General features: G+C 62.4%; 18 protein-coding genes. 7 read left to right on the forward strand and 11 right to left on the reverse strand.

Translation table 11 applies throughout. From position 1 onward, the window contains the following. Window positions 1-13: 13 nt before the first annotated feature. The 6 genes from BM017_RS04200 to BM017_RS04225 all read right to left on the reverse strand — a co-directional run bounded on the left by BM017_RS04200 (window position 14) and on the right by BM017_RS04225 (window position 5571). Window positions 14-1318 carry an MFS transporter gene (locus BM017_RS04200; RefSeq protein WP_092241474.1) on the reverse strand — a complete coding sequence of 435 codons (1305 nt, stop codon included), beginning with the start codon at window positions 1316-1318 and terminating at the stop codon, window positions 14-16. A 67-nt stretch (window positions 1319-1385) separates the two neighbouring features. Beyond that, window positions 1386-2534, reverse strand: coding sequence for a galactonate dehydratase (dgoD, locus tag BM017_RS04205; protein ID WP_003170741.1), 1149 nt, complete (start codon window positions 2532-2534; stop codon window positions 1386-1388). Between the two features lie 47 nt (window positions 2535-2581). Beyond that, window positions 2582-3202 carry a 2-dehydro-3-deoxy-6-phosphogalactonate aldolase gene (locus tag BM017_RS04210; RefSeq protein ID WP_092241476.1) on the reverse strand — a complete coding sequence of 207 codons (621 nt, stop codon included), beginning with the start codon at window positions 3200-3202 and terminating at the stop codon, window positions 2582-2584. Between the two features lies 1 nt (window position 3203). Beyond that, entirely contained in the window at window positions 3204-4163 is a 960-nt protein-coding gene (locus BM017_RS04215) for a 2-dehydro-3-deoxygalactonokinase (protein ID WP_092241478.1), read from the reverse strand. A 96-nt stretch (window positions 4164-4259) separates the two neighbouring features. Further along, window positions 4260-4589 (reverse strand): DOPA 4,5-dioxygenase family protein, encoded by a 330-nt coding sequence (locus tag BM017_RS04220; RefSeq protein WP_058424390.1) that lies wholly within the window; start codon window positions 4587-4589, stop codon window positions 4260-4262. 31 nt (window positions 4590-4620) lie between these two features. Next, on the reverse strand, window positions 4621-5571 hold the full coding sequence (locus tag BM017_RS04225; protein WP_071490910.1) for a choline sulfate utilization transcriptional regulator: 951 nt from the start codon (window positions 5569-5571) through the stop codon (window positions 4621-4623). Between the two features lie 103 nt (window positions 5572-5674). Between BM017_RS04225 and betC the strand changes: the two genes are divergently transcribed. The 3 genes from betC to BM017_RS04240 all read left to right on the forward strand — a co-directional run bounded on the left by betC (window position 5675) and on the right by BM017_RS04240 (window position 9849). Then, a complete protein-coding gene (gene betC, locus BM017_RS04230) occupies window positions 5675-7189 on the forward strand; it encodes a choline-sulfatase (protein WP_092241480.1) in 1515 nt (504 codons plus the stop codon). Window positions 7190-7205: 16 nt separating this feature from the next. Continuing rightward, window positions 7206-8120 (forward strand): choline ABC transporter substrate-binding protein, encoded by a 915-nt coding sequence (gene choX, locus BM017_RS04235; protein WP_092241482.1) that lies wholly within the window; start codon window positions 7206-7208, stop codon window positions 8118-8120. 160 nt (window positions 8121-8280) lie between these two features. Continuing rightward, the gene (locus BM017_RS04240; RefSeq protein WP_092242369.1) at window positions 8281-9849 is read left to right on the forward strand and encodes a SulP family inorganic anion transporter; all 1569 of its coding nucleotides are present in this window, start codon (window positions 8281-8283) and stop codon (window positions 9847-9849) included. 114 nt (window positions 9850-9963) lie between these two features. Here the strand turns inward: BM017_RS04240 and aroE are convergent, their stop codons facing one another. Next, a complete protein-coding gene (gene aroE / locus BM017_RS04245; RefSeq protein ID WP_092241484.1) occupies window positions 9964-10782 on the reverse strand; it encodes a shikimate dehydrogenase in 819 nt (272 codons plus the stop codon). Then, on the reverse strand, window positions 10782-11714 hold the full coding sequence (hemF, locus tag BM017_RS04250) for an oxygen-dependent coproporphyrinogen oxidase (RefSeq protein WP_092241486.1): 933 nt from the start codon (window positions 11712-11714) through the stop codon (window positions 10782-10784). The genes aroE and hemF overlap by 1 nt, the downstream gene beginning before the upstream one ends. Window positions 11715-11873: 159 nt before the next feature. Between hemF and BM017_RS04255 the strand changes: the two genes are divergently transcribed. Beyond that, on the forward strand, window positions 11874-12851 hold the full coding sequence (locus tag BM017_RS04255) for a quinone oxidoreductase family protein (protein WP_071490905.1): 978 nt from the start codon (window positions 11874-11876) through the stop codon (window positions 12849-12851). Window positions 12852-12981: 130 nt separating this feature from the next. On the opposite strand, the gene BM017_RS04260 is transcribed toward BM017_RS04255, so the two are convergent. The 3 genes from BM017_RS04260 to BM017_RS04270 all read right to left on the reverse strand — a co-directional run bounded on the left by BM017_RS04260 (window position 12982) and on the right by BM017_RS04270 (window position 15528). Further along, the gene (locus BM017_RS04260) at window positions 12982-13539 is read right to left on the reverse strand and encodes an L-threonylcarbamoyladenylate synthase type 1 TsaC (RefSeq protein WP_071490904.1); all 558 of its coding nucleotides are present in this window, start codon (window positions 13537-13539) and stop codon (window positions 12982-12984) included. Between the two features lie 54 nt (window positions 13540-13593). Then, window positions 13594-14688, reverse strand: coding sequence for a DNA-processing protein DprA (gene dprA, locus BM017_RS04265; protein ID WP_092241488.1), 1095 nt, complete (start codon window positions 14686-14688; stop codon window positions 13594-13596). A gap of 63 nt (window positions 14689-14751) precedes the next feature. Then, complete coding sequence (locus BM017_RS04270; protein WP_092241490.1) at window positions 14752-15528, reverse strand: peptidoglycan-binding protein; 777 nt, start codon at window positions 15526-15528, stop codon at window positions 14752-14754. A gap of 135 nt (window positions 15529-15663) precedes the next feature. On the opposite strand from BM017_RS04270, the gene def reads away from it, so the two are divergent. The 3 genes from def to rsmB all read left to right on the forward strand — a co-directional run bounded on the left by def (window position 15664) and on the right by rsmB (window position 18497). Then, complete coding sequence (gene def / locus BM017_RS04275; protein ID WP_029290229.1) at window positions 15664-16170, forward strand: peptide deformylase; 507 nt, start codon at window positions 15664-15666, stop codon at window positions 16168-16170. A 69-nt stretch (window positions 16171-16239) separates the two neighbouring features. After that, window positions 16240-17190, forward strand: a complete 951-nt coding sequence (gene fmt, locus BM017_RS04280; RefSeq protein ID WP_092241492.1) for a methionyl-tRNA formyltransferase — start codon at window positions 16240-16242, stop codon at window positions 17188-17190. Further along, entirely contained in the window at window positions 17187-18497 is a 1311-nt protein-coding gene (gene rsmB, locus BM017_RS04285) for a 16S rRNA (cytosine(967)-C(5))-methyltransferase RsmB (protein ID WP_092241493.1), read from the forward strand. Before fmt ends, rsmB begins: the two co-directional genes overlap by 4 nt. Window positions 18498-18516 lie beyond the last annotated feature (19 nt).

Below are 18516 nucleotides of genomic sequence, written 5' to 3' on the forward strand. Positions count from 1 at the left end.
GGGTCGCCCTTTTTTACAACTCGATCCGCTCGACTTTACCCACCAGCAACACGTAGGAAAGCGCCCCGAGCAAGGCCAGCACCGCGATGTAGGTAATCGCCGGCGCAAACGAATCACCGCTGGCCAAAAAGCCGATCACAATCGGCGTGGCAATCGCCGACAGGTTGCCGATGAAGTTGAACACCCCACCGGTCAGCCCCAACAGGCGGGCCGGTGCCAGGGTCGACACCAGCGACCAGGTAATCGACGCCAGGCCATTGCCAAAGAACGCCACCGCCAGGAACGCAATCACCCAGGCCGTCGAGTCCACATAGTTGGCGCCGATGATCGCCGTGGAAATCAGCAGCCCGCCAATGATCGGCAACTTGCGCGCAAACCCCACCGACGCACCGCGACGAATCAGCCAGTCGGAAAAGATCCCGGAACACAGCACGCCGACAAACGCCGCCAGGAACGGCAACGATGCCAGCAGGCCGGACTTGATGAAGTCCATCCCGCGATATTTCACCAGGTAGGTGGGGAACCACGTCAGGAAAAACCACAGCGTGGAGTTCAGGCAGAACTGCCCCAGGTAGATGCCCCAGAGTTTGCGCTTGCTCAGCACGATCCCCAGGTCGACCCAGCTGAACGGGGCCTTGGCGGTTTTTTCCTGCATGTCCACCAGGCCGCCGCCTTCGCGGATCAGCTCGATTTCAGCGGCGTTGGCGCCTTTGAAATCCTTCGGCTCGCGATACACCGCGTACCAGATGATCCCCCACAGGATGCCAACGCCACCGGTGACGACAAACACCATGTGCCAGCCGAAGGCGTGTTGCAGCCAGGCCAGTACCGGCGTGAGGAATGCCAGCCCGACAAACTGCCCGGAGGTATAGAAGCCAATCGCCGTGGCGCGTTCGCGCTCGGGAAACCAGGTGGTGACCACGCGGCTGTTGATCGGATACGCCGGGGCTTCCAGGGCACCCACCGCCATGCGCAGCACGAACAACGCGATAAAGCTGGCAGCGAAGCCGAGCATCACGGTGGCGATGGACCACAAGATCAGCGCGGCGGTATAGAGAATGCGCGGCGGCACGCGGTCCACCAGCCAGCCGCCAGGGATCTGCATGGCTGCGTAGGTCCAGCCGAACGCGGAGAAAATCAGCCCGACCTGAACCGGGTCGATGCCCAGTTCGCTGGTCAGCGCCGGGGCTGCAATCGACAGGTTGCTGCGGTCGAGGTAATTGATCACCACGGTGATGAACAGCAGCACCATGATGAAAAAACGCTTTTTGGTAGGCGTGACTAAAGAAGCCTGCCCGGTGAAGGATTCAGGGTGCATGGGGGTTGCCTCTTCTTATGCTTATTGAGGGCTTGCAGGAGCCGGCATCCCGGCTCCTGCAGGGTGCTTACCACTCGGCGAAGCTGCCGTCGGCATGCCGCCAGATCGGGTTGCGCCAGCGGTGGCCGATGGCCGCGCGCTCGATCACGTATTCCTCATTGATCTCGATGCCCAGCCCCGGCCCGTTGGGGATCTTCACGAAGCCCTGGTCATAGTCGAACACACCGGGGTCGCGCACATAGTCGAGCAGGTCGTTGCTCTCGTTGTAGTGAATGCCCAGGCTTTGCTCCTGGATAAACGCGTTGTAGCAGACCGCATCCAGTTGCAAACACGCCGCCAGGGCAATCGGACCCAGCGGGCAGTGCAGTGCCAGGGCCACGTCATAGGCCTCGGCCATGTTGGCGATCTTGCGGGTTTCGGTGATGCCACCCGCGTGGGAAGCATCGGGCTGGATGATGTCGACATAGCCTTCGCTGAGCACACGCTTGAAGTCCCAGCGCGAGAACAGGCGCTCGCCCAGGGCAATCGGGGTGCTGGTCAGCGGCGCGAGTTCCTTGAGCGCTTCGTAGTTTTCGCTGAGCACCGGCTCTTCGATAAACATCAGCTTGTACGGATCCAGCTCCTTCATCAGCACCTTGGCCATGGGCTTGTGCACACGGCCATGGAAGTCGACGCCGATGCCGACGTTGGGGCCGACCGCATCACGCACAGCGGCGACGTTTGCCAGGGCCAGGTCGACCTTTTCGAAGCTGTCGACGAATTGCAGTTCTTCGGTGCCATTCATCTTCACCGCGGTGAAGCCTCGAGCCACAGCCTCTTTGGCAGCGCGGGCGGTGTCGGCTGGGCGGTCACCACCGATCCACGAGTACACGCGGATCTTGTCGCGCACCTGGCCGCCGAGCAAGTCGCTGACGGACACGCCGAGGGCCTTGCCCTTGATGTCCCACAGCGCCTGGTCGATACCGGCGAGGGCGCTCATGTGCACCGCACCGCCGCGGTAGAAGCCGCCGCGATAGAGCACGGTCCAGATGTCTTCGATGTTGCGCGGGTCTTTGCCGATCAGGTAGTCGGACAGTTCTTCGACGGCAGCCGCCACGGTATGGGCGCGGCCTTCGACCACGGGCTCACCCCAGCCGGTCACGCCCTGGTCGGTCTCGACCTTGAGGAAGCACCAGCGCGGCGGGACGATAAAGGTCGTCAGTTTGGTGATTTTCATCTCTTGTCTCTCTTATAGATGCAGCGCCAGGGGCGCGGAACTTGATGTCAGCTCAGGACTTTCCAGGCGGCGACATAAGCCTGGGCACGGCTCGCTACCTGATCCACTGTCATACCCGGTTTGAACAACCCGGAACCCAGCCCGAACCCTTTGGCGCCGGCATCGACAAACACCTGCATGTTGTCCGGGGTAATGCCGCCGACCGGCAGCAGCAAGGTGCCTGCCGGCAGTACCGCCAGCCACGCCTTGATCACCGCCGGGCCCATCTGCTCGGCGGGGAACAGCTTCAGCACGTCAGCACCTTCGGCCAGGGCGGCGAAAGCTTCGGTCGGTGTCGCCACACCTGGCGACAGGAACAGGCCTGCGGCTTTCGCCGCTCGCAGCACCTTGGCATCGCTGTGGGGCATCACGATCACCTGGCCACCGGCCGCCTTCACCTGCTCGACCTGCTCAGGCAGCAACACCGTGCCTGCGCCGATCAGGCAATCGGCGGGCAGGCTGTCGCGCAGGGTGCGGATGCTGGTGTAAGGATCGGGCGAATTCAGCGGGACTTCGATCACACGAAACCCGGCCTCGTACAACACCTGGCCGACGGCCTGGGCTTCGTCCGGGCGGATGCCGCGCAGAATCGCGATCAAACCGTTTTGTGCGAGTGCGTGCTTGAGCATGTCAGGCCTCTAATACAGGTTGAGTGAGCCCGGATGCCACCGCCAATTGCCACAGTCCGCGCTCGGTGGCCTCCTGCGCCAGACTGACGTGGGCGAAGCCGCAGAGGGCGAGGGCGCGTTGATAGCGGGCGCAGAGGGGCGCGGCGCCGACCAGGATGATCGGCTTGTGCCGGGCACTGCCGGGCAGGCCGGCGAGTTCATGGCCGATGAGCAAGCCGGAGAGGTAATCGGGCTGCTGCTCGGCAGTGAGTTCAGCGGTGAGGCCCAGGGTGCGCGCACTGAAAAGCGTCGACAGCACGCCGCGCTCGCCGTCTTTGGACAGCGCCACCTGCACGCCGCGGTCAAAGGCGTCAGCCTGGAATTGCGCGGATTGTTGCTGGGTACGCCCGAGGATGCTGTGCTTGCTCAACACCGCAAACAGCTCGCCGGTCATGAAGGTGTCGAAGTGAGTGATGCAGCCATCGACCACCTCGACCCACTTGGAATGGCTGCCGGGCAGGCCGATCAACCCATTGGTGCTCAGCCCTTGAAGCACGCCCAGCACTTGGGTTTCTTCGCCGCGCATCACGTTGGGCAAGCCGATCTGCTCGATCACGCCCGGCACGATATGCACATCCACGCCACGCAGGCTGCGCACCTTGTGCAGCGCCTGGCCAAGGCTGGCGACATCGACAGGGGTGTTGCGATAAGCCGCCTCGCTCCAGCCCTGGGCACTGCCGACCATGCCGCAGGCAATCACCGGCAAACCGGGCTCGGCGTCGAGCCAGTCACCACACGCCGCATCGAACGCCAACTCGAAGCCATCGCTGCAACGCACGCCAGCAATGTCCCGGGGTTCATTGGGCAAATGCATGATGCCCCACGCCAGCGAGCGCTGTTCCAGCACTGCGCCGACGGGGCCGAGTTTATAAGCACGAAGGGAACTGGTACCCCAATCGAGCGCGATCAATTGCGCCTGCATCGCTTCACCTGAGTTCTGAGCGGATGCAGCGAATATAAACCTACGGCGCAGAAAGTCTCAATATATAAATATCAATCCCATATTTAGGGATTTAATTTAAGAAAAGGCTGACAAGTTCAGCTCCCGCATTGCCCCCATCCAGACGGCATAGTCAGTGTGGTCCTTCAGGTCATCGCCGGTATCGGGGTGCAGGAACACCACCAGGCCATTGCGATGGATCACCAGCCACGGCAACACCACACCGATGTATTCCGGGTCGAACGCCAACTGGCAGCTCCAGTCCGGGTGCGGCCCTACAGGCCGCTCGTGCACACGGCCCATGCGCAGCGGGAACAGTTTGGCAGCGTCTTCACACAAGGTGCGCGCCTGTTCGATAGTGTTCGCGTCGAAGTAGATATGGGCGTGATAGCCCTTGATACGTTGCATGACGGACTCCGGATCCAATATGCGCCAGATGCTAGACCGCAATCGATGGCAGGGCCAGTCCGGTCAGCGACTGCGCGCTGCTGGCCTGCTCGGCCACCAGCCAGTCGACAAACCGCTCCACCAACTGCCCTCGGCGTTTGCGCTGGGGTTGCACCACGTAATAGCCGAAACGCGAGATCACCGTGTCGTGGATCGGTCGGCACAGCCAGTTCTGCTCCAGCAGGTTGTCCACCAGATGGCGCCAGCCGATGGCCACGCCCTGGCCGGCAATCGCAGCCTGGATCAACAGGGTGTAGTTATCGAAGCGCAACTGGCCGGGAGTGGGCGCAGTGGTGATGCCCAGTTCGCGAAACACGCCACTCCAGTCGAACCACTGGCTGTTGTTTTCCTGGCGCAGGTGCAACAACGGAAAATCGTGCAAATTTTGCTTAGTCAGTGGCGTGGCCTGTTCTTTGAGCCACTGCGGGCTGCACACCGGGAACACTTCCTCGTTGAACAGCCACAGGCTATCGCCCTGCTTGAAACGGCCGTCGCCAAACAGTACCGCCACATCAATATCGCTGCGCAAGGTCGCGTGGTTGCGTTCGCTGGTCACCAGGCTGACGTCCACCTGGGGGTTGGCCTGGTGGAAGCGGTGCAAACGCGGCATCAACCAATAAGCGGCGAAGGCGAAGTCGGTCGCCACTTGCAGCACTTCATGCTGATCCTGCTGGGTAATCAGGCTCAGTCCCTGGTTGATGCCCTGCAAACCGCCCTGCACATGCTCGAACAACAGGGCGCCGGCATCGGTCAACTCAATGCCACGGTAGATGCGATCAAACAGGCGGATCGCCAGTTGTTCTTCCAGGCGCTTGATCTGCTGGCTGATCGCGGGCTGGGTGGTGCCCAGTTCCATGGCAGCGGCGGTAAAACTGCGGTGGCGCGCTGCGGCTTCGAACGCGCGCAGCAGATCGAGGGACAGGTCGCCAAGAGCTTCATACATAAGCGGTGCTTATCCTAGACATTGCTTTTCATGGGCTTTACCCCATTTTCCATGGGCTGCATGCTCATTCGCATAAACACTGCCTATGGAATGCCGATAGATCATGAAGCGCAAGAACATTCTTTTCATCATGGCCGATCAAATGGCCGCGCCGATGCTGCCGTTCTACGGACCTTCCCCCATCAAATTGCCCAACCTGAGCCGCCTCGCCGCACAGGGCGTGGTGTTCGATGCCGCGTACTGCAACAGCCCGCTGTGCGCACCGTCGCGCTTTACCCTGGTCAGTGGCCAGTTGCCGAGCAAGATCGGCGCCTACGACAACGCCGCCGATTTCCCCGCCGACGTGCCGACCTACGCTCACTACCTGCGCCGCCTCGGCTACCGCACCGCGCTGTCGGGCAAGATGCACTTCTGCGGTCCCGACCAACTGCACGGTTACGAAGAACGCCTGACCAGTGACATCTACCCCGCCGACTATGGCTGGGCGGTGAACTGGGACGAGCCGCACGTGCGCCCCACCTGGTACCACAACATGTCGTCGGTGCTGCAAGCCGGCCCGTGCGTGCGCACCAACCAGCTGGATTTCGACGAAGAGGTGGTGTTCAAGGCCCGGCAATACCTGTTCGACCATATCCGCGAAGACGGCGAACGTCCGTTCTGCCTGACGGTATCGATGACCCACCCGCACGACCCGTACACCATTCCCAAGCCGTTCTGGGACCTGTACGACGACGCCGACATCCCCCGGCCTGCAACGCCTGCCCAGGCTGATCTCGACCCCCACTCCCAGCGCCTGCTCAAGGTCTACGACCTGTGGGACAAACCGCTGCCCGTGGATAAGATCCGCGATGCGCGCCGCGCCTACTTCGGCGCGTGCAGCTACATCGACAGCAATGTCGGCAAGCTGCTGCAGACCCTGGAAGACACCGGCCTGGCCGATGACACCATCATCATCTTCTCCGGCGACCACGGTGACATGCTCGGCGAGCGCGGGCTCTGGTACAAAATGCACTGGTTCGAAATGGCCGCGCGCGTACCGCTGCTGGTCAGTGCGCCGGGGCAATTCGCGGCGGGCCGAGTGACGCAAGCCGTGTCCACCGCCGACCTGCTGCCGACCCTGGTGGAACTGGCCGGCGGCGAACTGGACCCGCGCCTGCCGCTGGACGGCCGCTCTCTGGTCCCGCACTTGCAAGGGCAGGGCGGGCACGACGAAGTGTTCGGCGAATACATGGCCGAAGGCACCATCAGCCCGCTGATGATGATTCGCCGAGGCGCCTACAAATTCATCTACAGCGAAGACGACCCTTGTCTACTGTTCGATGTGCACAACGACCCGCACGAGCGGGAGAACCTCAGCCAGTCACCGGAACACCGGCCACTGTTCGAGGCGTTTTTGAGTGAGGCGCGGGCCAAATGGGACATCCCGGCGATCCACCAGCAGGTGCTCGCCAGTCAACGCCGTCGTCGCCTGGTATTCGAGGCACTCACCCAGGGCAAGCTGAAGAGCTGGGATCACCAGCCACTGGTGGACGCCAGTCAGCAATACATGCGCAACCATATCGACCTCGACGACCTGGAGCGCAAGGCACGTTATCCACAACCCTGCCAAAACCAATAAATACAGAGGGAAGGCCATGCAAAAGTTGACTGTGATGTTGAGCCTGTTGGTACTGACCAGCGCCAACGTGTACGCGGACGCCAGTTGTGAAACGGTAAAAATGGCCGATCCGGGCTGGAGCGATATCGCAGCCACCAACGCCATCGCCGGTTTCCTGCTGACCGGCATGGGCTACAAACCGAAGGTGGACACCCTGGCGGTGCCAATCACCTTCGGCGGGCTCAAGGACGGCCAGGTGGACGTGTTCCTCGGCAACTGGATGCCGGCGCAGCAAGGCTTCTACGACAAGTTCGTGGCCAATGGCGATGTGGTGCAACTGGCGAAAAACCTCGACGGCACCGAGTTCACTCTCGCTGTGCCCGACTATGTGTGGGACGCCGGGGTGCATGATTTTGCCGACCTGAACAAGTTTGCCGACAAGTTCGACAAGAAGATCTACGGCATCGGCTCCGGCGCGCCGGCAAATATCTCGTTGCAGGAAATCATCAAGAAGAACGACTTCGACCTGGGCCAGTGGAAGCTGGTCGAGTCCAGCGAACAGGCGATGCTGGCCGAAGTGTCGCGAGCGGTGAAGAAACAGAAATTCGTCACCTTCCTCGGCTGGACCCCGCATCCGATGAACGTGCAGTTGAAAATGCGCTACCTCAAGGGTGGCGAGAAATACTTTGGTGACACTGGCAGCGTGTATACCTTGACCCGCAAGGGTTACGCACAGGCCTGCCCGAACGTAGGAAAACTGCTGACCAACCTGAGTTTTACCCAGGAGATGGAGAACGGCATCATGGCCGAGGTCGCCAACAACAAGGTCAGCAACGCCGATGCGGCGAAGGCGTGGATCAAGGCCAATCCGGCGGTATTGGATAAGTGGCTTGAGGGTGTAAAAACACTGGACGGTAAAGACGCACTCCCTGCAGTTAAAGCCAGACTCTGAGGCCTGATGCAATTCAAATGTGGGAGGGGGCTTGCCCCCGATAGCGGTGTCTCAGCCATGGATGTATCAACTGACACACCCTCATCGGGGGCAAGCCCCCTCCCACATAGGCCCTGTGTGTACTGATACTCTGATGCAAACCTTCCGATCCGAGTCCGCGATGCCCCGGCCCAACCGCCACACACTCTTTCCCTTCCTCAGCTGGCTCCCGCGCCAAACCCGTGCCAGCGTCGGCCGGGATGCAATCGTCGGCCTCAGTGGCGCAGTCCTCGCCCTGCCACAGTCGATTGCCTACGCGCTGATTGCCGGTCTCCCACCCGAGTACGGCCTGTACGCCGCGATCATCCCAGTACTGATCGCTTGCCTCTGGGGTTCGTCCTGGCACTTGATCTGCGGGCCCACGGCGGCGATTTCCATTGTGCTGTACGCCAGCGTCAGTCCATTGGCCGTGCCGGGGTCACAGGACTACATCACCCTGATCCTGCTGCTGACCTTCCTCGCCGGCGTTTTCCAGTGGCTGTTGGGCATGCTGCGCTTCGGCGCGTTGGTAAATTTTGTATCGCACTCGGTGGTGCTCGGGTTCACCTTGGGTGCCGCCGTGGTGATCGCCCTCGGCCAGTTGCCCAACCTGATGGGGCTGGATCTGCCAAGCCAGGCCACCGCCATCAATAGCTTGTTGGCACTGATCCATCACAGCGGCGAATGGGACCACGCGTCCCTCTTACTGGGGTTTTGCACGTTGCTGGTCGGCGCGCTGCTCAAGTACCTGGTGCCTCGCTGGCCAACGCTGTTGATTGCGCTGGCACTTGGCAGCCTGGTGGCGTGGCTGTGGCCAGCGATGTTCGGGCACGTAGCGCTGGTCAGTTCGTTTGTGGGCAAACTGCCGCCGTTCAGCCCGTTGCCGATGGACCTGGACATGCTCCTGCGCCTGCTGCCGAGCGCCGTGGCGGTGGGCATGCTCGGGTTGGTGACCAGCCTGTCGATTGCCCGCTCGTTGTCGGCGCGCTCACAGCAATTGCTCGACGCCAACCAGGAAGTCCGTGCACAGGGTCTATCCAATATCGTGGGCGGATTTTTCTCCGGCTACCTGTCAGCCGGCTCGTTCACACGTTCCGGCCTCAGCTACGAGGCGGGCGCCTGCTCGCCGTTGGCCGGGGTGTTTTCCGCGTTATGGGTGGCGTTGTTCGCGTTATTTGGCGCGGCCCTGATCGCCCATATCCCGATCCCGAGCATGGCCGCGAGCATCTTGCTGATCAGTTGGGGGCTGGTGGACCGTCGCGGCATTCGTGCGCTGTTCCGCGTCAGTCGCGCCGAGTTTGTGGTGATGAGCTTGACGTGTGTGGCCACCTTGTTGCTGGAGCTGCAAACCGCCATTTATGCAGGGGTGCTGGCGTCGCTGTTTTTCTACCTCAAGCGCACCTCCCAGCCACGGGTACAACAGTGGCGAGATGGCGATGAGGATGTGCTGCGCGTGGGCGGCTCGATCTTTTTCGGCGCCAGCCATTACCTGCAAGTGCGTCTGCAAAGCCTGCAGGGCGAGCGGGTGGTGATCGAGGCGCAGCAGATCAACTTTATCGACTATTCAGGGGTGGAGATGCTGCACCAGGAGGCTCGGCGCTTGCGTGGGCTGGGCCGCAGTTTGACGCTGCGCCGGGCCAGGCCGCAGGTGGTGGAAGAGTTGAGAAAGCTGGAAGGGGCCGACAATTGCCCCATCCAGTTCCAAGACTGAAAACGATCAACAATGTGGAAGGGGGCTTGCCCCCGATAGCGGTGTGTCAGCCATGGATGTATCAACTGACACTCCCTCATCGGGGGCAAGCCCCCTCCCACATTTGGATCAGTGTCAGATCAACTGGCGGCGAAGTTCAGCCAATACAGGCGCCGAATCCGGGCGCACGCCGCGCCACAGGTAGAAGGCTTCCGCCGCCTGTTCCACCAGCATGCCCAGGCCATCCATCGCCACCGCTGCACCGTGCTCCGTCGCCCAACGGCAGAACGCGGTCGGTTCCTTGGCGTACATCATGTCGTAGCAAAAGGTCTTGCCCGGCTCGATCAGGCTACCCGCAATCGGCGGTACATCGCCTGACAGGCTGGCGGACGTGGCGTTGATGATCACGTCCACCGGCTCACGCAGCCAGTCGAAACCGCTGGCAGATACCGGGCCCAGGTCGTCGAACAGCTCGGCGAGCAATTCGGCCTTTTCCACGGTGCGGTTGGCGATGATCAGCGAGCCCGGCTGCTCGGCCAGCAACGGTTCCAGCGCGCCACGCACCGCACCACCCGCGCCCAGCAGCAGGATGCGTTTGCCTTGCAGGCTCAGCCCGGCGTTGATGGTGAGATCGCGCACCAGGCCGGCGCCATCGGTGTTGTCGCCCAACAGGCTGCCGTCTGCCAGCTTGCTCAAGGTATTCACCGCACCGGCACGTTGGGCGCGCTCGGTCAGGGTGTCGGCCAGTCGGTAGGCGTCTTCCTTGAACGGCACGGTGACATTGGCGCCACGGCCCTGCAGAAAGAACTCACGGGCACAGCCGGTGAAATCATCCAAGGGCGCCAGCAGTGTGCTGTAGTCCAGTTGCTCGCCGGTCTGCTCGGCGAACATGCGGTGGATCAGCGGCGACTTGCTGTGGCCGATGGGGTTGCCGAAGACGACATAACGGTCCATCAGACAGCCGCCTTGGGTGCGTCAAGGCCAAGCCAGTCACGGTCTTGCAGGAAGTAGTCGGTGAGGCGTGCTTCTTCGCTGCCGGCCTCGGCCTTCCAGTCGTAGCTCCAGCGCACTTGCGGCGGCAGCGACATCAGGATCGACTCGGTACGCCCGCCCGATTGCAACCCGAACAAGGTGCCACGGTCGTAGACCAGGTTGAATTCAACGTAGCGGCCTCGGCGGAATTCCTGGAATTCGCGCTGTTGCTCGGTGTAGGCGATGGCCTTGCGGCGCTGCACGATCGGCAGGTAGGCGTCGAGGTAGGCATCGCCGATGGCACGGATGAAGGCGAAGCAGGTGTCGAAGCCCCACTCGTTCAGGTCATCGAAAAACAGGCCGCCGATACCGCGCGGTTCGTTGCGGTGCTTGATGTGGAAGTAAGTGTCGCACCAGGCTTTGTAGCGCGAATACACGTCAGGACCGAACGGCGCACAGGCCTGCTCGGCCACCCGGTGCCAGTGGATGCAGTCTTCTTCGTTGCCGTAGTAAGGCGTGAGGTCGAAGCCACCGCCGAACCACCACACCGGTTCTTCGCCTTCTTTTTCTGCGATGAAAAACCGCACGTTGGCGTGGGACGTCGGCACATGAGGATTGTGCGGGTGGATCACCAGCGACACGCCCAGGGCCTCGAAACCGCGACCGGCCAGCTCGGGCCGATGCGCACTGGCAGAAGGAGGGAGGCCGCTGCCAAACACATGGGAAAAGTTAACGCCGCCTTTTTCGATCACCGTACCGTTCTCGATCACACGGGTGCGACCGCCGCCGCCGGCAGGCCGGGTCCAGGCGTCTTCGATAAAGCGAGTGTCCGTCTCGAAGGTTTCCAGGGCGCTGCAAATGCGGTCTTGCAGGTCAAGCAGGTAGGCCTTTACAGCCTCGGTGCGGGTAGTCATGGCATCACCTTGAATCGGGCAAAGCTACGCGAGGCCATTGGGCGTCGGCGGCAAATGGGCGCACAGGATAACACCGCACCCATGTGCGTCGCAGTTGACGAAGATCAAGCTTAGGAGTCCGATAGGGGGCTACGCGATTCGAACCCAGGAGAAGTGCAGATGGCCAAACGTATCCAGTTCAGCGCCCATGGCGGCCCCGAAGTGCTTGAGTATGTGGACTACACGCCGGCCGAGCCTGGCCCGCAGCAGGTTCGCGTGCGTAACGAGGCGATCGGCCTGAACTTCATCGACACCTATTTCCGCAGCGGCCTGTACGCGCCGCCGGCCTTGCCATCGGGGCTGGGCGCAGAAGGCGCCGGCGTGGTCGATGCCGTCGGCAGTGAAGTCACCCAATTCAAAGTCGGCGATCGCGTGGCCTACGGCAGTGGCCCGCTGGGCGCCTACAGCCAACTGCATGTGTTGCCCGCCGCCAACCTGGTGCACCTGCCGGACGATATCAGCTTCGAACAGGCCGCCGGTGCCATGCTCAAGGGCCTGACCGTGCAGTATCTGCTGCGACAGACCTATGAACTCAAAGGCGGTGAAACCATCTTGTTCCACGCAGCTGCCGGCGGCGTAGGCTCCCTGGCGTGCCAGTGGGCGAAGGCCCTGGGCGTCAAGCTGATCGGTACGGTGAGCTCGCCGGAAAAGGCCGCCCTGGCCAAATCCCTCGGTGCCTGGGAAACCATCGACTACAGCAAGGAAAACGTCGCCCAGCGCGTGCTGGAGTTGACCGACGGCAAAAAAGTCCCGGTGGTGTATGACGGCGTCGGCAAGGACACCTGGCTGACCTCGCTGGACAGCGTAGCGCCCCGCGGGCTGGTGGTGAGTTTCGGCAATGCGTCGGGCGCGGTGGATGGGGTGAACCTGGGGATCCTGTCGGCCAAGGGTTCGCTGTACGTCACCCGGCCGACCTTGGCGACCTATGCCAACAACCCGCAGAACCTGCAGGCGATGGCCGATGACCTGTTCTCGATGATCAAGAGCGGCAAGGTGCGCATTGATATCAACCAGCGGTACTCGCTGGCAGAGGCAGCCAAGGCGCAGACTGAGTTGTCGGCACGGCGCACGACGGGGTCGACCATTCTGCTGCCGTAAGGCAACCGATATCTGGAGTCTGTAAGGGCCTCATCGCGGGCAAGCCCGGCTCCCACACTTGACCGCGTTGTCATGAAAGACGCGGATCAGGTGTGGGAGCCGGGCTTGCCCGCGATGGCCGCCCTCGGTCTCAGGAAGGCCGCACAACCTCGCCGGTCACCAGGTCGCGAATCAGGCTGGGGTTCTTGCGCCCACCCAGGGCGCCGCCCAACACCAGGTCCACCTGGCCACGGAAGTACTGCTCCACGCGAATCCGCGTACGCGCAGCCGGGCGACCCTGAGGGTTGGCCGAGGTGGAAATCAACGGCCCCACCAGCGAGCACAAGTCCCGCACCAGCGGATGGTCCGTCACCCGCAGCGCCACCGTGTCATGCACACCTGTCACCCATTCCGGCAGCAAGTCCTGATGGGGCACCAGCCAGGTATTCGGCCCGGGCCAGGTGGCGGCCATGCGGTCGATCCATTCCTGCGGGAAGTCTTCGAAGAGAAAGTCGAACTGGCGGATGCTGTCCGCCACCAGGATCAGGCCCTTGTCCACCGAGCGATTCTTGATGGCGAGCAAACGGTCCACTGCTTCTTCGTTCCACGGGTCGCAGCCCAGGCCCCAAACCGCTTCGGTTGGGTAGGCAATCACTGCGCCTGCGCGAATTTCTCGTGCGGTTTCCAGCACACGCCACCGGTTGACCATTGTTCACTCTCCAGACTAAAGCTCTGCGCAGTTTACCGATCTTCGTTACAAAACCTAGCAGCGCGCAAGCCAGCGCCCGCTTTCGCAGATGACCTGGCCTTCAAGCTCCAGCTCCGTAAGCGTCGCCAACACCTGGGACAACGGCCGCCCGCTGGCAATCGCCAGCGCTTCACTGGTGTGCGGCGCCGCGTGCAGCAGCGCTACCAGCGGATGGGTCACCGGCATCGGCGCCGGACGGGACAGCGCCTGCCAGCCGCGCAAGCCTTCAAGAATGTGCTCGATGGTCTCCACCAATACCGCACCGTCGCGAATCAACTGATGGCAACCCTTGGCGCCGGGATGATGGATGGAGCCCGGAATCGCGTACACCTCACGGCCCTGCTCGGCCGCCAGCTTGGCCGTAATCAGCGAACCACTGGCCATGCTCGCCTCCACCACCAATACGCCAAGGGACAGCCCGCTGATGATGCGGTTACGCCTGGGAAAGTTGCCGGCCTGAGGCGGGGCGTCCAGCGGAAACTCGGAAACCACGGCGCTGCCCTGGTCAATCATCGCCGCCGCCAGCCGTCGGTGGCGCTGTGGATAAAAATTTTCGAGCCCGGTGCCGAGGACGCCGATTGTCTGGCCGCCCACGTCCAATGCGGCTTGATGGGCGGCGCCGTCAATACCCAAGGCCAGGCCGCTGGTGATGACAAAACCCGCGCTCGCCAGGCTGCGGGAAAATGCAGCGGCAGTGTCCATGCCAGGACGGGATGCGCGGCGGCTTCCCACCATCGCCAGTTGCGGTTTTTCCAGGATCAGAGGGTCACCAGCGACGAACAACAGCGGCGGCGCGTCGTCAATCTGGGCGAGCAGTGCGGGGTACTCCGGTTGGTCCCACATCAGCAAATGCTGGGTAGGGCACCCCAGCCAGGCCAATGCCGCGCTGGCGCCCTCGCGGATTTCATGGCTGCGCCGGGCATCGGCGCTGATGGCCGGCAACCCGAGCGAACGCCAGGCACTGGCGGGAGCACTGATGGCCTTTGACGCAGAGCCGAACGCTTCGATCAATAAGCGAAAACGCTTGGGGCCCAGTTCCGGCAGCCTGTGCAAGCGTAGTCGGGCTTCCAGTTCTGACGGGGATATTTCATGACTGTTTATCGAATTCATTTGATCATCCTTGACCGGAACAAGCTGTGGATAACTCTGTTGGTAACTTATTTAGCAACCTATTCATTGTGTTTGATGCGCAGTCTCGAAACGGTCCATCACCGCCAGTGGTCGCGAGGCATTGAGGATCAGGCCGTAACTGAGCTTTTCGTAGGTGCGAAATACCAGCAGGGTGCCGGCACGTTCATCGGGGAGTCGGGTCGGCGTGCCGGTGAGGCTGTCGCGCACGGTGGCGCCAGCCTTGATCACGCTGAGCAGTTGGCCTTCGACCAGGCCGTCACGGCGGCCTTTGTTCAGGGTGACAGCATCGAGCACGCCGATCTGGGTGACACCCTTGGGGATATCGATGATGTGCCCTTCGATGAAGGGTGCCGTTGAAATAACCTCAAGGATGGCCGGATCGACAGGAGATTGCGCGCGTAGCAAGCGGTCACCCGGGCGCACCTCCTGGGTCACTCGCTGCACGGCCAGGGTGGTGAGGTCGCCAGCCGTGACGAAGCGGGCAGTGCCGATATCGTCGGCGTTGATGCCCAGTAGTTCTTGGGTCTGCGGGTCGGTGTAGACCTTGCCGCGTCGGAATATTCCGTAATGGGGTTGGGAAGGATCCAGGTTGCCCCTGGCATGCACCCGCTCACCGTTGCCCCCCAGCACTCGACCCGCATCAGCGGCAACAATGTACGGCGCGCTGTCCAGATCCTGTGGCGAATCAAGAATGCGGTTGTGGAGTAAAAAGCGCTGGATGGCCTGTTGTGTCGATTGATCCAGGCGCTGGACGGGCTGGGGCAGCAGGGCCATGGCAAACGGGGCCCACAGCAGCAAGACGAGTAGCGATTTCCTCATGGGGTGAATCTCCTTTATTATGTGCGTTCGCGTGAAATGCCAGGGCCTTCGCGGCTTCGGGGCGTTTCACACCGGCTGTCTGGGTCCATCCCAACGCCGATTTGCCTTTACCTCACATGTGCAGCAATTACGCTTATGGCTATTTTGAACATCCTCGAATTTCCCGACTCGCGTTTGCGCACGATCGCCAAGCCGGTGGCCGTAGTGGACGACAAGGTTCGTCAGTTGGTCGATGACATGTTTGAAACAATGTATGAAGCCCCGGGCATCGGCCTCGCCGCGACCCAGGTCAACGTACACCTGCGTGTCGTGGTCATGGACCTGTCGGAAGATCGCAGCGAACCGATGGTGTACATCAACCCCGAGTTCGAACCGCTGACCGACGAGATGGGCGAGTATCAGGAAGGCTGCCTGTCGGTGCCCGAGTTCTACGAGAACGTCGAGCGCCCGCTGCGCGTGAAGATCAAGGCCCTGGACCGCGACGGCAAGCCGTTCGAGCTGATTGCCGAAGGCCTGCTGGCGGTGTGCATCCAGCACGAATGCGACCACCTCAACGGCAAGCTGTTTGTCGATTACCTGTCCACGCTCAAGCGCGACCGGATCAAGAAGAAGCTGGAAAAAAAGCATCGCCAGCAAGCTTGATGCCCTTCTTCCAAAGGCTTGCTGCGGCAAGCCTTTTTCTTTTGTGACTGCTTTTAACCGAGACCTCCCATGACCGAGCCACTGCGCATTGTTTTTGCCGGCACTCCAGAATTCGCCGCCGAACACCTCAAGGCCCTGCTTGCCAGCCCTTATGACATCGTCGCGGTGTACACCCAGCCGGATCGCCCGGCCGGTCGCGGGCAAAAACTGATGCCAAGCCCGGTCAAGCAGCTGGCGCTGGAGCACAATATTCCCGTGCTGCAGCCGCCGACCCTGCGTAATACCGAAGCCCAAGCCGAGCTGGCAGCACTGAAGCCTGACCTGTTGGTGGTCGTAGCCTACGGCTTGATCCTGCCGCAAGTGGTGCTGGATATCCCGCGCCTGGGCTGCATCAACAGCCATGCCTCGCTGCTGCCACGCTGGCGCGGTGCGGCGCCGATCCAACGTGCCGTGGAAGCCGGCGACAGCGAAAGCGGCGTAACCGTGATGCGCATGGAGGCGGGCTTGGACACCGGCCCGATGCTGCTCAAGGTCACCACCCCGATCACCGGCGAAGACACCGGCGGCAGCCTGCACGACCGCCTCGCCGAACTGGGCCCGCCCGCCGTGATCCAGGCCATCGCCGGCCTGGCCGCCGGCACCCTGGAGGGCGAAGTCCAGGACGACAGCCTGGCCACCTACGCCCACAAACTGAACAAAGACGAAGCGCGTATCGACTGGAGCCGCCCGGCCGTGGAGCTGGAACGCCTGGTACGCGCCTTCAACCCCTGGCCGGTCTGCCACAGCACCCTCAATGGCGAAGCCGTAAAAGTGTTGGCCGCCAAACTCGCCGAGGGCAAAGGCGCTCCAGGTGAAATCATCGGCGCCAGCAAGGACGGCCTGCTGGTCGCATGCGGCGAGCAGGCGCTGTGCCTGACCCGTCTGCAATTGCCGGGTGGCAAGGCGCTTAATTTCAGTGATTTGTTCAACAGCCGTCGTGAGAAATTTGCTGTAGGCACCATCCTCGGGACGGCCCAATGAACCCACGTCTGGCTGCCGCCAAGGCTCTCGCCGCCGTCCTCAACGGCAAGGCGTCGCTGAACAGTTCATTGCCGACCCAGTTGGACAAGGTCGAAGACCGCGATCGCGGTTTCACCCAGGACCTGGCCTTCGGCACCGCGCGCTGGCAGCCACGCCTGTCGGCACTGGCGACCAAGTTGCTGCAGAAGCCGTTCAAGGCCGCCGATGCCGATGTGGAAGCGCTGCTGCTGGTGGGCCTCTATCAGTTGCTCTACACCCGTGTGCCGGCCCACGCAGCCATCGGCGAGACGGTCGGTTGCGCCGACAAACTGAAAAAGCCCTGGGCCAAGGCTCTGCTCAACGCCGTGCTGCGCCGCGCCCAGCGCGAAAGCGAAGCGCTGCTGGCCGAGCTGGAACATGACCCGGTGGTGCGTACCGCTCACCCGCGCTGGCTGCAAAAATCCCTGAAGGCGTTCTGGCCCGAACAGTGGGAAGCCATCTGCGCGGCTAACAATGCGCATCCGCCGATGATCCTGCGGGTCAACCGCCGTCACCACAGCCGTGATGCCTACCTGCAATTGCTCACTACCGCCGGCATCAATGCCACGCCCTGCGTGTACAGCGTCGACGGCATCGTGCTCGAAGCGGCCACCGATGTGCGCAACCTGCCGGGCTTTGCCGAAGGCTGGATCAGCGTGCAGGACGAGGCCGCACAACTGGCTGCCGACCTGCTCGACCTGGCACCGGGCCAACGCGTCCTCGACGCCTGCTGCGCGCCAGGCGGTAAGACGTGTCACATTCTGGAGGTCGAAAAGGACTTGGCCGGTGTCGTCGCCGTCGACCTGGAAGCCAAGCGCCTGGTGCGCGTGCGTGAAAACCTGGCGCGCCTGGGCCTCAGCGCCGAGCTGATTGCCGCCGACGGCCGTGACACCGCTACGTGGTGGGACGGCAAACCCTTCCAGCGCATCCTGCTCGATGCACCCTGTTCCGCCACCGGCGTAATCCGTCGCCACCCGGACATCAAGCTCACCCGCCAACCCGATGACATCGCCGCCCTGGCCGTGCTGCAGGGCGAGTTGCTCGACGCGATGTGGCCGACCCTGGAAGTCGGCGGCATCCTGCTCTACGCCACTTGCTCCACCTTGCCGACGGAAAACACCGAGGTGATCGAAGCCTTCCTCGCCCGCACCAGCGGTGCACGGGAGCTGGACCTCGCCACCGCCGCTGGCATCAAGCAGCCCCACGGCCGCCAGTTGCTCGCGCAAGAAGGCGGACACGATGGCTTCTACTACGCCAAACTGATCAAGATCGCCGCCGCGCGCGGCTGAACGGGTTAAAGGGAGTGAC

It is taken from the genome of Pseudomonas sp. NFPP04, assembly GCF_900113815.1.
Lineage (GTDB): Bacteria > Pseudomonadota > Gammaproteobacteria > Pseudomonadales > Pseudomonadaceae > Aquipseudomonas > Aquipseudomonas extremorientalis.

Excerpts from the sequence above, each read along its gene's own strand:
- BM017_RS04200 (WP_092241474.1), bottom strand. The coding sequence starts at position 1,318 with ATGCACCCTGAATCCTTCACCGGGCAGGCTTCTTTAGTCACGCCTACC.
- dgoD (WP_003170741.1), bottom strand. The coding sequence starts at position 2,534 with ATGAAAATCACCAAACTGACGACCTTTATCGTCCCGCCGCGCTGGTGC.
- BM017_RS04210 (WP_092241476.1), bottom strand. The coding sequence starts at position 3,202 with ATGCTCAAGCACGCACTCGCACAAAACGGTTTGATCGCGATTCTGCGC.
- BM017_RS04215 (WP_092241478.1), bottom strand. The coding sequence starts at position 4,163 with ATGCAGGCGCAATTGATCGCGCTCGATTGGGGTACCAGTTCCCTTCGT.
- BM017_RS04220 (WP_058424390.1), bottom strand. The coding sequence starts at position 4,589 with ATGCAACGTATCAAGGGCTATCACGCCCATATCTACTTCGACGCGAAC.
- BM017_RS04225 (WP_071490910.1), bottom strand. The coding sequence starts at position 5,571 with ATGTATGAAGCTCTTGGCGACCTGTCCCTCGATCTGCTGCGCGCGTTC.
- betC (WP_092241480.1), top strand. The coding sequence starts at position 5,675 with ATGAAGCGCAAGAACATTCTTTTCATCATGGCCGATCAAATGGCCGCG.
- choX (WP_092241482.1), top strand. The coding sequence starts at position 7,206 with ATGCAAAAGTTGACTGTGATGTTGAGCCTGTTGGTACTGACCAGCGCC.
- BM017_RS04240 (WP_092242369.1), top strand. The coding sequence starts at position 8,281 with ATGCCCCGGCCCAACCGCCACACACTCTTTCCCTTCCTCAGCTGGCTC.
- aroE (WP_092241484.1), bottom strand. The coding sequence starts at position 10,782 with ATGGACCGTTATGTCGTCTTCGGCAACCCCATCGGCCACAGCAAGTCG.
- hemF (WP_092241486.1), bottom strand. The coding sequence starts at position 11,714 with ATGACTACCCGCACCGAGGCTGTAAAGGCCTACCTGCTTGACCTGCAA.
- BM017_RS04255 (WP_071490905.1), top strand. The coding sequence starts at position 11,874 with ATGGCCAAACGTATCCAGTTCAGCGCCCATGGCGGCCCCGAAGTGCTT.
- BM017_RS04260 (WP_071490904.1), bottom strand. The coding sequence starts at position 13,539 with ATGGTCAACCGGTGGCGTGTGCTGGAAACCGCACGAGAAATTCGCGCA.
- dprA (WP_092241488.1), bottom strand. The coding sequence starts at position 14,688 with ATGAATTCGATAAACAGTCATGAAATATCCCCGTCAGAACTGGAAGCC.
- BM017_RS04270 (WP_092241490.1), bottom strand. The coding sequence starts at position 15,528 with ATGAGGAAATCGCTACTCGTCTTGCTGCTGTGGGCCCCGTTTGCCATG.
- def (WP_029290229.1), top strand. The coding sequence starts at position 15,664 with ATGGCTATTTTGAACATCCTCGAATTTCCCGACTCGCGTTTGCGCACG.
- fmt (WP_092241492.1), top strand. The coding sequence starts at position 16,240 with ATGACCGAGCCACTGCGCATTGTTTTTGCCGGCACTCCAGAATTCGCC.
- rsmB (WP_092241493.1), top strand. The coding sequence starts at position 17,187 with ATGAACCCACGTCTGGCTGCCGCCAAGGCTCTCGCCGCCGTCCTCAAC.